This is a genomic window from Flavobacterium sp. FlaQc-57 (assembly GCF_044007395.1).
GTDB lineage: Bacteria > Bacteroidota > Bacteroidia > Flavobacteriales > Flavobacteriaceae > Flavobacterium.
Genome location: NZ_JBIPDA010000001.1, coordinates 1,340,439 through 1,353,686, shown reverse-complemented (window position 1 = coordinate 1,353,686; position 13,248 = coordinate 1,340,439). Strand labels below are relative to the sequence as shown.

Sequence of the window (13,248 nt, the reverse complement as noted above, 5' to 3'; positions counted from 1 at the left end):
GACTTAATTTTTTAATTTATTTTCTGAAGCTATCTTGATAAAACTCTCACTGTCTATCATATAGGCCGCATTGCCAGCAATACCCCAATCACTGATGTCTTGATCTATTAGGACCATTCCATCAGCATTGTTTTTCGTTTTAACTTCTCTGGGAACAAAGACGTCTTTTTCTTTTTTGAAAACGATGGATTTATTTCCTAGATTGAGAACGGCACTTTGCGGGAGCCACCAGCCTTTGCTGACAATAGGAATGGTTGCAGTTACTAATTTTCCAGTTTGAAATTTATTATCCTGCAAATAAATCCTTGCTATAGTAAAGTTGCTTCCCTCTTTAAAGACGGGCTGAATGAGTCCGACAGTACCAGTATATACGGTTTGCTTATCTGATGGTTCATAAAACACCAGTTTTTGTCCTTTTTTAATCTGGGGTGATACCGATGGATCAAAAGCAAACTCAGCGATAAGGTTTTTGTTGGTATAGATTGTAAAGAGTGATTGTCCAGCACCGATATATTGCCCTTCTCTTAGCATAATAGCAGAGGCAGCAGGGGTAGATGCGCTATTATTTGATGCTGCATTGCCACTTGAGCCCATAGCGCCCATGCCATCATCTGACACCGAGCTTTGAGGTGAAGCCGAAGGAGCTGCTGCAGAAGCGTTTGCTGTCGCAGTATTGTCTAAGATGTACCCGGTGGCATTACTGTAAACAGGAATGCGATAGGAAATTTTACCTGTCTTTAATACCTGTTGTATTTGTTTCTGCTGCATACCTAGCAGAGACAGTCTCTCTTTTGCTTTTTGAAGCATCGGATTGTTTGCATCAGATTGATAAATAAACAACAATTCTCTTTGCGCGGCAGCAAGGTCAGGTGAATAGATTTCCATGATTAGCTGTCCTTTTTTTATGGGCTGGTAATTGTACTTAATCAGCAGGCGCTCAATCCTTCCGCTTACCCTGCTGGAAATGCTGGTCTGCTCACGGGTATCGTAGGTAATAATTCCTTGTACCTGCAGAGAGAATATTTTAGTACCTCCCTGAGGTTTTATGACAGATATATTAGAAACGACCTGTTCATTGACGGGTTTTAAAAGGTGTTTCAGGCTGCTGTCTATAGCTGTTTCCGTACCAGGGGTATGTCTTGGAACCAATTCCATACCGCATATTGGGCAGCTGCCGGGCTTATCCTGAATAACTTCAGGATGCATCGGACAGGTATATTCCTGATTTGTAACATGCTGATGTGATGGCTTACTGTTATACTCGGTTTTCTTGTTACAGGCTGTCAATAATAATATCGAAACGAATAACAATGCGACTAACTTAGCGATAGAGTTCTTTTTCATAATCGACAATCATTTGATATAGTTTTAATTTTTCATCTAATAAGTTATTCTGCAGCATATTTAAAGCTTCCCAGGAGTCAATTACTACAGGAATCTGCAGTTTGTTTTCCTGATAGTTCAGAAAGTTTACATCCAGGGACTTTTGCATAGAAGGGATTATTTTTGTTTCGAGTCCCTGAATCCTTTTTTGCATGGTCAGTATTTCGTATTGCATACCATATAACATACCTTGGGTTTCCTGCAGCATGGCGGATTTCTCTTTCTCCATAGCCTGTACATTGTATTGCATTGCTTTGACATCTGATTTATACATTTTTGAAGACCAGGGAGCAATAGGAATAGACATCATTGCCATTACCGAATAGGCTTTGGGCATCATTTTATCAAAAGAATTCATATGATCAAACTGGATTTTAAAAGAGGGATTTTTTTCTGCTTTCATGGCCTCAATACTAAGCTGCATCGATTCAATTCCAGCATCCATCTTCTTGATATCTCCACGTACCCCTGCAAGGCTTGTGGTGTCGTGTAAAGCTGGGTTGAAGACAGGATTAATACTCGTGTCTATGGCAAAATCAGCATTGCCGGGCTGGTTCATCAAGCTGTTGAGCCATGCTCTTGCTTTTGCAATTTCACCTTCCTGCATGCGGACCATATTTTTGTTTTCTTCAATCCTTGCGTCGATCTTGTATACATTACCCAATTGCGACTGGTTGTAGGGATAGCGCACTTCCTCAATCTTTTTCATGGTCAGCATTATCTTTTCGTTCTGATCCAAAACTTTCATTCGCTGTTCGGCCACCATCCAGCTGTAGTAGAGCTGTTTGGCCTTCGATTTATAGTCGTTAAGGGTAACGGCACGGGTAGCGTTCTCAATGTTTCCTTGGGACTGGATGAATTTTTTCTTCTTGTTTAGCTTTCCTACATTGGGGATGTCCTGTTCAATTCTGAACATTAAAGATCCTTTGTCGCGGTCATCCATAACCTCCTGAAAGGGATAGGGGGTCATAAAAGTTCCCACACCCACCATTGGTGCCATCCATGCCGTTGCGGCATCGCCAGTGTACTTGTATCCTTCTGCCTTTAAACTATAGCTTTGCAGGAGCACATTTTTTTTATCAATCCTTTGAAGGATTGTATCAAGAGACAAGACCTGTTTGGTCTGGCTCCATAGCTGTATGGGCAGTAAAAGCAATAGTACTGCCAGTATTTTAATGTTTGACATCATGTACTTCGAGTTTGCCATATTTTCTTAGTTCATATTCTTTGGACATTAGGAAAATAAGCGGGGTTACTAATAAGATATGCACGGCAGAGGTAAATACACCGCCAATCATAGGCAATACAATTGGTTTCATTACATCCATTCCAACACCATTGGACCACAGGACAGGTACTAATCCGAATAATGAGACGCAAACGGTCATTAGTTTTGGGCGCAATCGTTTTGCGGCGCCGTGTACCACATATTCCCTGAGATCTTCTTTAGTGATGGTTTCCCTTGAGTTTCCTTTGGCCCGGATAAGTTGCTCCATGGCATCATTGAGATAGATAACCATCACAATTCCGGTTTCCACGGCAATTCCAAAAAGGGCAATAAAACCTACTGCTACCGCCACTGATAGATTGACATCCCAGAAAAAAATGATATAGGCACCTCCAATTAAAGCAAAAGGAACTGTTATAAGGCTTAAAAAGGCTTCCCTAAGGGAATTAAAGGCAAAATAGAGGGCGAAGAAAATAATAAGCAATACTAGCGGCGCAATGACTTTAAGGGTCTTTTCTCCGCTGATCAGGTTCTCATATTGTCCGCTCCATTCTATAAAGTACCCCTCAGGAAGTATGTTTTTGGCGCTTTCCAATTTTTTCATGGCTTCCTGTACGGTTCCTCCCATATCACGATCACGTATATTGAACATGACTGCTCCGCGAAGGAGTGCATTTTCAGAACTGATCATTGGCGGTCCGTCTACGAATTTAATATCAGCAACGGCAGATAATGGCACTTCTCCAAAGGCAGGAGACTGTAAGGGAATGCGTTTAATGCGTTCCACGCTATTTCTATAATCCTGGGCCATACGCACACTTATTGAAAAACGTCTTCGTCCTTCAACAGTATTGCCAATGGATGCACCACCTAAAGCAAATTCCACGGTTTGGTTCACATCATCCACGGTTAGGCCATATCGGGCCAATTCCTGGCGATTAACATCAACATCAAGGTATTTGCCTCCGGTAATAGGATCCACAAATAAATCAGATACTCCCGGAGTTCCTTCTAAAGCCATTTTCACCCTTTCAGATACACGAGCAATGGTGTCGAGATTTTGTCCGTAGACTTTAATTCCTACATCGGTACGAATTCCTGTTGCCAGCATATTGATTCGGTTGATAATGGGCTGTGTCCAGCCGTTTACTACACCAGGTATCTGGAGTTTGGTATCGAGTTCCTTAATAATATCTTTTTTATCTATTCCTTCACGCCACTGTGATTTTGGTTTTAGCATGATAATGGTCTCAATCATGCTCATTGGGGAATTATCCGTAGCTGTGTTAGCTCGCCCTGCCTTACCCAAAACACTTTCTACTTCAGGAACCGATTTGATTATTTTATCCTGTACCTGCAAAATGCGTTTGATTTCTCCATTAGATACATCAGGGAGGGTAACAGGCATAAATAAAATACTCTGTTCATCCAATGGAGGCATGAACTCCGTTCCGAGCCGCATCAATAATGGAATAGAAATCAATAATGCCAGAATATTGACTGCAAGAGTTGTTTTTCTCCATTTCAGAACCCAGCGTATAATTGGCTCATAACCTCTTTCCAAAAAGCGATTTACTGGATGTGCATCGGTTGGACGGAATTTTCCTTTCATAAAAAAAGAAATCAGTACCGGAGCTAATGTAAGTACCAACAGGGCATCCACAATCAGTATGAATGTTTTTGTAAAGGCTAAAGGATGGAATAGTTTTCCTTCCTGTCCGGTAAGCATAAACACAGGCAAGAAAGAGGTAATTATAATTACAGTGGCAAAGAACACCCCACGGGAAACCTGCTTGCTGCTTTTCTCAATTATTTTGAGTCTTTCCTCTTCGGATATCCACTGTGGTTTTTTGCGAAATATATTTTTAATTCTTTTCATCAGAGTTTGTTTCATTTTTTTGTTCAGATTCCCATTGTGCATACCGTTGCGAGAGATGCTGGTAGGCGTTTTCACTCATAATAATACCGTTGTCAACTATTACTCCAATGGCAAGTGCTATACCGGTAAGGGACATAATATTGGAGGATATGTCAAAGGCATTGAGCAGTATGAAACTTGCTGCAATGGTAATTGGTATCTGGATGATAATACTCAGTGCACTGCGCCAGTGAAAAAGAAAAATAATAACGATAAGCGACACTACAAGCATTTCTTCAATTAAGGTACGCTTAACCGAATCAATAGATTCTTTAATCAGATGTCCCCGGTCATATACAATATTGAATTTTACCCCTTTTGGGAGCCCTTTAGCAACTTCCTTCATTTTTTCTTTCACATTATCAATTACAGCATCTGCGTTTTCACCATAACGCATCACTACTATACCGCCAACGACTTCGCCTGTGCCATTATGATCAAAGATTCCCAATCGGGTTTCCCCGCTCATCTGGACAGTTCCTATATCGCTGACTTTTATAGGAATGCCATTTTGGTTTTTCAGTGGGATATCCTCAATCTCTTTGATGGATTTCAGATAACCGGATGTCTTAATGATATAACCAATATCACTCATGTCGAATTTTCTTCCGCCGCTTTCATTATTATTGGCACGTACAGCACTTATAACCTCCGGGACAGACAGCTTATAATATAGCAGTTTGTTTGGATCAATGGTAACCTGGTATTCTTTTTGAAATCCTCCAAAAGAAGCAATTTCACTCACTCCGGGAACATTTTGCAAAGCAAACTTGACGTACCAGTCCTGTAGGGCTCTTTGTTCGCCAAGGTCAACACCGGGTGCCTCCAAAGTATACCAGAGTATATGCCCAACCCCAGTTCCATCGGGTCCTAATTGCGGGGCAACTCCTTTGGGCAAGGTGCTGCTAATAGTACTGAGCCTTTCCAGTACTCTTGATCTTGCCCAGTATACATCAACATCATCTTCAAAAATGACATAAATAAAACTCATACCAAACATGGAAGCAGCTCTTACATATTTAATTTTGGGCAATCCCTGAAGGTTGGTAACCAAGGGATAGGTGATCTGGTCTTCAACGAGCTGTGGAGCACGTCCCATCCATTCTGTAAAAACGATTACCTGATTTTCAGATAAATCGGGAATAGCATCAATAGGATTTTTTTGAATAGAGATGATACCCCATACAAATATTCCTGCTGATAATAGTAAAACGATATAACGGTTGCGCAGCGACCATTCTATTAATTTGTGTACCATAGATTTAATTTATTTGTGCAAGACTATCGCTTACTTTTTCAATCCAATTGAGCAGTTGTTCTTTCTGAACAGTATTCAGCACTGCATTTTTATGGATCAGCGTATAGGAAGCCAAAGGCATTTCGTTAGCTTTTATCTGCTTGGCAATTCGGTCTAATTTATTTTCCTGTTTTCGTTTGGAATAACTTCCCCATTGGCTAAAATTCAAATTTTCTTTACCCTTAGTAATATGCCCCTCCATGAAAGTACGTGCCGGCTGTATGTAGGAGTACCATGGATATTGCGTGTTGCTGCTGTGACAATCATAACAGGAAGTCTGAAGAATCGTTTGTACATTTTTGGGAATGGGATAGACTCTCGAAATGTGAATTGGTAAAACCTGCCCGTAATCGGAATTTCGGGCAGGCTGATACAATTGCATCAGTAGAAAAATAATTAACCCAATAAAAAGAATCTTTCTGATGAATCGTTTCATTTTACAATTGTTTTTTCATTGAACCGCAGGTAAGCATTTTGGAACCATAGTAAGGGTTTTTTATCTCTTTTGTTTCACTAATCCAGATAGCTCCTTTTCCTCCATCATACATAGGACAAGAATCCTGGTATAGTGTTTTTGGAGCTCCAAAAGTCTTGATCAAATCATTTACGTCTTTACTCAGTAGGGCAAAATGCTCTCTTTGATGCTCAATATTGCCACCATTAGCCCCAATATGTTCTGCATGCTCTTTGGCGTCGTCAGCTATATCAAGATATGCTGCTTTGGATTTTGGATCTATCGATTTTACATTTACGCTTTTGAAAGTCGCATACAATGCTTTTCCAGCTTTAGCAGCTCCGTTGGTGTCATCTTTTGCAAGTGCATTTTTTAATGCTAAATAATTTGCTACAATTTGTTCAGTTGAAAATTTAGTTTCTGTTTTTTTGCTTTGTGCATTACCTGAAACCATTACAAATACCATAACTATGGCTGAAAGAATTACATTTTTCATTTTTATTAAATTTTAATTGTTAAAAAAAAGGGTACTATTGATGTTTCTGAAAATATGTCTATCAACTTACTTACATGAAAAGACATATCATAAGTGACTATTTGGTTAAAGAACGGATCAAAGGGCAGTCTAAAAAATTAGATGCATTTTTTCCATTTCAATAAATTCGGAACATCAATAGTCACCGTAACATTGAGTGGTCATTATGTAAATAACCCGATATATTTAGAAGTAGTTAACTGCTTTACAGTTCTTTTTTCATAGAACCACAGGTTAACATTTTTTTACCTTGATATGGATTTTTGATTTCCTTGGTTTCGCTTATCCAAATAGCTCCTTTACCACCATCATACATAGGGCAAAAATCTTGATACAATTTTTGCTCTGATTTGAAAGATTTTATCAAATCATTCATGTCTTTACTTAACATGGCAAAATGCTCTCTTTGGTGTTCGATATTTCCACCGTTAGCTCCAATATGTTCTGCGTGTTCTTTAGCATCATCAGCAATATCAAGATATTCTGTCTTTAATTTCGCATCTATTGAATTGGGATTTACATTATTAAAAATTGCATACAATGCTTGTCCGGCATTTGCAGCTCCTTTTGTATCATCTTTGGTTAATGCATTTTTTAAAGTCAGATAATTGCTCACAATTTCGTTTATAGAAAATGTTGCTTGAGCAGCTTGAGTTGTTTTTACCTCTGCGCTTTTTTCAGTAGTTTCCTTTACTGGCTCGGTTAATTCCATTCCGCATTTGGAACATTTGTCTCCTTTTTTTCCTGTAACTTCAGGATGCATGGAACAGGCATACAATTGTGAATCACTCTGAGTTGTCCCGGAAGCAGCTTCAGGAGCTGTAGTTTCCTTGTTTTTTGAATTACAGGCTGTAAGTACAACTGCCATTATAAGGGTCGAGAAAATTATTTTTTTCATTTTTTTTAGTTTTTGATCTCTTATAAATGTTGTTTTGTCCAACATTCTTTTATTTGAGTGTTATACGAATTATTCTTTTTTTGATTGTGCAAATTCAATCTCCAATTGGCATTTCGAATACCTTTTAGGATAGGATTTACATTTTGAGCACCAACCCATTGGGTTTTCGTCCTACATTAATAGTTTTAGAGACAGTGTGATTTGATACGTTAACTACAGAGACTGTATTAGCTGTCTGATTGGTCACATATGCTGTATTGCCATCCGCTGTAAATGTTATTGCATGGGCACCGGCGCCAGTAATAAATACACCTCCATGCATCCACATCATCATGGTCTGGTCCCAAGTCCAATAATGTACTTTTGCATTAACAGGATCGCTTACCCAAAGTTCTTTCTTATTGCCATTGTGAGACGCTATACCGGGCATAAATCCTAAATCAATGGTTTGATCTACAGCATCCGTTGCCACATTGATTACCGAGATAGATTGCCCGTCTTCATTATCAACATACATTCGGGCATCGCTTCCTGTCCAAGCACCCACAGGGTTTAACCCTACAGCAACAGTGGCTGTAACTTGTTTGGTTGTCGAATTTATAACTGACACAGTATTATCATCTCCATTAGCAACATAAGCCTTAGTGCCGTCAGAAGAAAAGGTAAGCTCAGCAGGCATCATGCCCACTCCAATGGTGTTTTTCAATGTATATGTTAAGGCATCATAAACCAGAACTTTTCCATTCATGTCCATTTGAGGCACCCAAATTTCTAAACCATTTGGACTATAGATCGTGTTATGGTTCATCATTGGCAGGTTAATGTTTTTTACAGTTGTTCCATTGACGGCATCAATTACTAGGAGTTTACCAGTCATTCCTTCCATGCCGACAGTATGACCGGCAGAGAAGTCCATTCCGGGTACACCAATGGCCAGGTGATTAGAATGTAAAGAAATGTGGTGAGGCCACATGATCATATCAGTGCCGGTTCCCATAAGGCTGACGGTCTCTGTAACTTCATTGGTTGCCAATTTGATTACTGAAATTGTGCCGTCCTGACCATTGACCACATATGCGGCAGGATAGTTTATATTCAATTTTGGATCGGACATATTCATATCATCCGATTTACTGCAAGAAGACAGCCATAGGGTTCCTAAGATTAATGCTCCAAGAATTGAAGTACCTGTAATTATATTTTTCATTTTTTGATTTGGGATTATTTGATTGTTTCTATAGTTGAGCCACAGCTTAGCATCTGGGAACCGTAATACGGATTCTTGATACCACTTTCTTTACTGAGCCAATTCGCATCAACCATTGGGCAATGATTATAATAAACAGGTTGTGGCTGATTGGTAGTTTTTATAAGATCGTAAGTGTTTTTAGATAAGCTTTTAAAGGATTCTCTTTGTTTCTTAATATCTTGGGTTTCAGAAATGTTTTTTGCATCTGTAGCTAAACTTTTCATTACGTTCATCCATGCAGTATGTTCTTTTGGTTTTAGGTTGTCCATTTTAACGGCATTGATTGCAGTGAGAAGCTCTTTAGATTTGATTGCAGTAGTCTTGGAATCTGTTTTCACTAAAGCATCTTTTAGCTCAAAGTAGTTGTCGAAAATTGTTTTAAATGGACTATCTTGTTGTGCATCTGGACGAACTGCGGTTGTATGCTGGGAATGATCCATTTTCTCCATATCCATTTTTGATTCTTTCATTGGGACAGCCACCTTATTTGTTCTTTCATATTGGCAGCATTTTGGAAGTTTTGCATAGGCATCGGCAGGAGCTAAAAATTGCTCGCTGTCATATCCCGCTAAGGCAATCCGTTTTAGGATCTCATCTTGATTTGTTTTCTTCTGGTTGTAGGTAATTGCCGCAATTTTGGTATTTTCATCCCAGTTTACCGAAACGATATTTTTGATGTTTCCTGCTTTTTCAATAGTAGTTTTGCACATTTCACAATTACCATAAATTTTTGCGTTTATAACTTTTGCGTTTTTTATAGGTGCGGCGAAGCTTACGATAGATAGCAATATAGTAATTGCCATCAATCCTTTTTGAATTGATTTCATTTTAATATGTATTTGAAGTGAATGAAGGCTTTGAGAATTAAGCATATACCCCGAGGCATATAGACTATGATTCTATAAAAAGCGAAAAATAAAAATGATGAAGCGTAGAACTGCTTCCTTTTTTGACACACTTATGGCTATCAAAAAAGGTGTTTAGCTTATTTTAGGGATAAGCCAAATGGAATAGAAACCCGATAAAATTGAGGTTTCTGAATTGTAGAATTTTTGTTTTTGAGAAAAAAGACTCAACGTATTGTTTTTGAATTCTAGTTCGCTCAAAAGGGAAATACTTCCATTACATACTGAAGCACAACCACACATTGAATGTCCGCATTTTCCGCCACAACCATCATGATTTTTGTCACCTGAATGATTTGTTTTAGAACAACAATCATCTTTATCAGGTTTAGAAGTTTCTTTTGTGCAAGAATGATCGACCACAATTTTTTCACAAGCAAAACTATTTGTTGGCATTAGGAATAAGCCAAGCATAACAATTAATATGATGTGAAATCGGTTCATATGAAAGTACTAGTAAAGACAAAGTTACTTATATTTTTTTAATTTTAACAAAAAAAATGTTAAAACCGCTATTACAATCAAAGTTTGACTAAAATGCAAAATTAATTACTTTAGATTTCTCTGAACTTGACAACTAAAATAGCTCCAAACAAAACATTGATTAATATGATTCTTAAAGTTTTGAAACTTTACCCGAGTTGGAACATCTTAAACAAAAAATAAGTAACTTACCTCATTTTATCATTAGGAAATTAAAATTGAAATCGTAGAACAATACGTGCCTCTTTCGATACGTATTCTTTTGAAAGAGTATATCTTGCATATTCTAAAACTTCATCTTTTGTATTCATACGGCATTTAATATGGACAAAAAAGATACTCCACACATCTGCTATCGCCGCTTCCCAGAGCGTAGCAAGACCACTGGCATCAGGAATTAAAACAATTCCCTTTATTACAAAAGTCAACGCTATATTTTGCCAGACGATTTTTTTAGTTTTCTTTCCTAATATGAATGGTAATCGAAGTTTACTTAACCTGTCATCCTGAATTACTACATCAGCGGTTTCAATTTAGGCATCGCAGACCACATTGTAAAATTTTCATGGATGATATTGGAGAGCCTATAAAAAAGCATTCGATTTTTTTTTAAATTTTCTATTGACTCCATACAATTAATTGTATACTTTTATAATGTGAAATTTCTGAACTTCATATTAACAATCTATCTGCTAAGCCTGCCGTGTTTTACCTGCGCCGATACGCAGACGCCAATTCTTGTTTCATCATGCCCTGGAATAGTACAACATCTCAATTTTAGCAAGGATACGACCTCACACAACTCAAAAAATGATTTATGCTCACCTTTATGCTGTTGTGCCTGCTGCGGTATTCATGTTGTAACTGTTGTAGAAAATCAGCCTATTGATTTTCCTATTATCTCTCATGAAATTTTGCCTCAGATTTCCCTCTACCAATCACTTTTAACGTCAAGCTTCTTTGGAAGCATTTGGCAGCCTCCACAGATTATCTCATAAAATTATCTATTGTGGCAACTCTACTTCAGTAATGTGTATCGTTATAATTATGTAATATTATTAATTATACAAGCCACACAATTAATTTGAGTAAATATGTTTTTACCGCGAATAACACCAGCATCATTTTGATTTCGTTGAATTGGAGCTTTTAAAGTGCTTAGATAAAAAATGACATCATTGACCTTAGCAGTTGAGATTTCAGGATCAATTTCTAAATTAGAATAATGATCAATGGGATTAAAGACTGATGTAATTCCCATATCCTGATTGTAGGCATTGACTGTTTGATGCAATAAATCATAAGCGGAGGCTTTTTTGCCATACCTTCCAATATATTTTCCATTTTGAGATATCGTATTTGCACCAGTAATAGAATAATTGGGAATACTAATCCAATTTACGGTACCCGAAATTCCGTCGTTATCTGAGTCTCCAGGATCTGTCATAGCCAATATGTCCGCGTCTGAAACATATTGTAAAAAACCAAGTCCGGTAATGGCAGGAGGGGTAAACCTTGAAAAAGTAGCACCTGCAGGAATCTCTTCAGGCAGAAAACCCGGCAAAGCACGATTTTGAAGCTGAGGACCTCCCTGATCCAGAAACTTGTTACCGGTGTCATCCACTTGTCCGAAACGAACCAGACTTGTAAACAGATGTCCTTTGCCGTCTCCGGCATGACACTTAATACAGCTTGTGCCAACAAACGTTGATCCTAAGCCCGTAGCCCTGGTAAAAACTTCCTTGACTGCGATATCACCGCGTAAAAATTGCGAAGCTTCCGACGCAGATAATCCGTCAATTGGGCCGTCTAATAAATCATCATCAGCAGGAAGGTCGACATACGATGCTTCGCATGATAATAACATTAAGGATGATATTATCAGTAACAAAGATTTGTTTAAAAATAAATTTATATAGTACATCTTTTGATTTTTAGACAAATCTAAATATTTTTTTAATCAAACAATATTTTATGTATGAATATTTGTAAAAAAATTAGAAAGCTAATTATCTTATAGAAAAAGTGCCTAAAAATATTTTAATTTGTAACTTTTGCTATATATTGAGAATGCTTACTTTCTTTAAAAATTAAATTGTAGCTGGTTTAGAATAACAATCTAAGATCTTAATTTTTTGTTATTTATTAAATCTTAGTTTAATCTTAAGGAACCACTTTGAATTATGACGTAAATTAGTATAAATGAATACAGGTGCCGTTTAGTAATTGATTTTCAGGTATTTGTAAGGCTAATTTATTAATTAAATATATACATTATGAACACAGAAAAAAAAGAGGGGCATGTACATCCGGAACATGACAAACATAAGGAACATCACCAGCATCCGGAACATCATGAAGGAGAACAGGGAAAAAATCATCCGGAACATCATGATGAATTAGAACACCACGATGAAAAAGAACATCATAAAGAAGGTGAGCATCATAAACAAAGCAAATAAAAGTAGAGAATGCCAAAAAGTCCCCTTATAGTCTTTTGATTAAAGGGGCTTTTTTTATCTGCTTATATTATTAAATTTCCGGATTTTATAAAATATAAATTACTTTTCTTTTTCTTTTTTTTGTAAATTTACAATAATGACTTATCAGAAATCTATTTTCGTAATCTTGTTGGCGGTACATTTACTGACCGTACTTTTCATTCCCTGCATCGATATGGAAATTTCTAGCAGTGGCGGGAGGACAGTAGTTTCCGAACAAAGAAGTGCTGGCTGTGATAGTAATAAAGAATTATGCTGTTCAGTCTGCCACTGTATTACCTGTAAGTGTGATATTTCTCTTCCAATCAACAGTATGCTAGTTTTTCCCATTAGCATTGTGATTACCGATACTAATTTAATAGTATATCAATCCTTGAGGTCTGATTACCTTAGTTCA

At 37.6% G+C, this 13,248-nt stretch carries 12 protein-coding genes and 1 pseudogene; 1 reads left to right on the top strand and 12 read right to left on the bottom strand.

Annotated features, from left to right (window positions below; genetic code table 11):
* Nucleotides 1-3: 3 nt before the first annotated feature.
* From ACHRVZ_RS05795 to ACHRVZ_RS05740, 12 genes and pseudogenes are all read right to left on the bottom strand, one after another.
* A complete protein-coding gene (locus ACHRVZ_RS05795; protein ID WP_035650029.1) occupies nucleotides 4-1,344 on the bottom strand; it encodes an efflux RND transporter periplasmic adaptor subunit in 1,341 nt (446 codons plus the stop codon).
* The gene (locus ACHRVZ_RS05790; protein WP_395421245.1) at nucleotides 1,322-2,572 is read right to left on the bottom strand and encodes a TolC family protein; all 1,251 of its coding nucleotides are present in this window, start codon (nucleotides 2,570-2,572) and stop codon (nucleotides 1,322-1,324) included. The genes ACHRVZ_RS05795 and ACHRVZ_RS05790 overlap by 23 nt, the downstream gene beginning before the upstream one ends.
* Nucleotides 2,556-4,505 (bottom strand): efflux RND transporter permease subunit, encoded by a 1,950-nt coding sequence (locus tag ACHRVZ_RS05785; RefSeq protein WP_260402251.1) that lies wholly within the window; start codon nucleotides 4,503-4,505, stop codon nucleotides 2,556-2,558. Before ACHRVZ_RS05785 ends, ACHRVZ_RS05790 begins: the two co-directional genes overlap by 17 nt.
* On the bottom strand, nucleotides 4,477-5,787 hold the full coding sequence (locus ACHRVZ_RS05780; protein ID WP_035650031.1) for an efflux RND transporter permease subunit: 1,311 nt from the start codon (nucleotides 5,785-5,787) through the stop codon (nucleotides 4,477-4,479). Before ACHRVZ_RS05780 ends, ACHRVZ_RS05785 begins: the two co-directional genes overlap by 29 nt.
* A gap of 4 nt (nucleotides 5,788-5,791) precedes the next feature.
* Entirely contained in the window at nucleotides 5,792-6,262 is a 471-nt protein-coding gene (locus tag ACHRVZ_RS05775) for a heme-binding domain-containing protein (protein ID WP_035650032.1), read from the bottom strand.
* A gap of 1 nt (nucleotide 6,263) precedes the next feature.
* Complete coding sequence (locus tag ACHRVZ_RS05770) at nucleotides 6,264-6,776, bottom strand: DUF3347 domain-containing protein (RefSeq protein ID WP_035650034.1); 513 nt, start codon at nucleotides 6,774-6,776, stop codon at nucleotides 6,264-6,266.
* A 244-nt stretch (nucleotides 6,777-7,020) separates the two neighbouring features.
* Entirely contained in the window at nucleotides 7,021-7,713 is a 693-nt protein-coding gene (locus ACHRVZ_RS05765) for a DUF3347 domain-containing protein (RefSeq protein ID WP_395421243.1), read from the bottom strand.
* A gap of 136 nt (nucleotides 7,714-7,849) precedes the next feature.
* Nucleotides 7,850-8,521 (bottom strand): hypothetical protein, encoded by a 672-nt coding sequence (locus ACHRVZ_RS05760; protein ID WP_395421241.1) that lies wholly within the window; start codon nucleotides 8,519-8,521, stop codon nucleotides 7,850-7,852.
* 413 nt (nucleotides 8,522-8,934) lie between these two features.
* Nucleotides 8,935-9,789 (bottom strand): DUF3347 domain-containing protein, encoded by an 855-nt coding sequence (locus ACHRVZ_RS05755; RefSeq protein ID WP_395421240.1) that lies wholly within the window; start codon nucleotides 9,787-9,789, stop codon nucleotides 8,935-8,937.
* Between the two features lie 153 nt (nucleotides 9,790-9,942).
* On the bottom strand, nucleotides 9,943-10,311 hold the full coding sequence (locus ACHRVZ_RS05750; RefSeq protein WP_131425747.1) for a hypothetical protein: 369 nt from the start codon (nucleotides 10,309-10,311) through the stop codon (nucleotides 9,943-9,945).
* A gap of 346 nt (nucleotides 10,312-10,657) precedes the next feature.
* Nucleotides 10,658-10,883, bottom strand: a pseudogene (locus ACHRVZ_RS05745) (heavy metal translocating P-type ATPase); the annotation flags it as partial.
* Between the two features lie 512 nt (nucleotides 10,884-11,395).
* Nucleotides 11,396-12,217 (bottom strand): di-heme oxidoredictase family protein, encoded by an 822-nt coding sequence (locus ACHRVZ_RS05740; protein ID WP_395421239.1) that lies wholly within the window; start codon nucleotides 12,215-12,217, stop codon nucleotides 11,396-11,398.
* 409 nt (nucleotides 12,218-12,626) lie between these two features.
* Here ACHRVZ_RS05740 and ACHRVZ_RS05735 point away from each other — a divergent pair, with 409 nt between their 5' ends.
* Entirely contained in the window at nucleotides 12,627-12,812 is a 186-nt protein-coding gene (locus ACHRVZ_RS05735; RefSeq protein ID WP_395421238.1) for a hypothetical protein, read from the top strand.
* Nucleotides 12,813-13,248: the final 436 nt, after the last annotated feature.

Bases quoted from the DNA above. Each gene is read 5' to 3' on its own strand.
- ACHRVZ_RS05795 (WP_035650029.1), bottom strand. From the start codon at position 1,344: ATGAAAAAGAACTCTATCGCTAAGTTAGTCGCATTGTTATTCGTTTCG.
- ACHRVZ_RS05790 (WP_395421245.1), bottom strand. From the start codon at position 2,572: ATGATGTCAAACATTAAAATACTGGCAGTACTATTGCTTTTACTGCCC.
- ACHRVZ_RS05785 (WP_260402251.1), bottom strand. From the start codon at position 4,505: ATGAAACAAACTCTGATGAAAAGAATTAAAAATATATTTCGCAAAAAA.
- ACHRVZ_RS05780 (WP_035650031.1), bottom strand. From the start codon at position 5,787: ATGGTACACAAATTAATAGAATGGTCGCTGCGCAACCGTTATATCGTT.
- ACHRVZ_RS05775 (WP_035650032.1), bottom strand. From the start codon at position 6,262: ATGAAACGATTCATCAGAAAGATTCTTTTTATTGGGTTAATTATTTTT.
- ACHRVZ_RS05770 (WP_035650034.1), bottom strand. From the start codon at position 6,776: ATGAAAAATGTAATTCTTTCAGCCATAGTTATGGTATTTGTAATGGTT.
- ACHRVZ_RS05765 (WP_395421243.1), bottom strand. From the start codon at position 7,713: ATGAAAAAAATAATTTTCTCGACCCTTATAATGGCAGTTGTACTTACA.
- ACHRVZ_RS05760 (WP_395421241.1), bottom strand. From the start codon at position 8,521: ATGAACCATAACACGATCTATAGTCCAAATGGTTTAGAAATTTGGGTG.
- ACHRVZ_RS05755 (WP_395421240.1), bottom strand. From the start codon at position 9,789: ATGAAATCAATTCAAAAAGGATTGATGGCAATTACTATATTGCTATCT.
- ACHRVZ_RS05750 (WP_131425747.1), bottom strand. From the start codon at position 10,311: ATGAACCGATTTCACATCATATTAATTGTTATGCTTGGCTTATTCCTA.
- ACHRVZ_RS05740 (WP_395421239.1), bottom strand. From the start codon at position 12,217: ATGTTATTATCATGCGAAGCATCGTATGTCGACCTTCCTGCTGATGAT.
- ACHRVZ_RS05735 (WP_395421238.1), top strand. From the start codon at position 12,627: ATGAACACAGAAAAAAAAGAGGGGCATGTACATCCGGAACATGACAAA.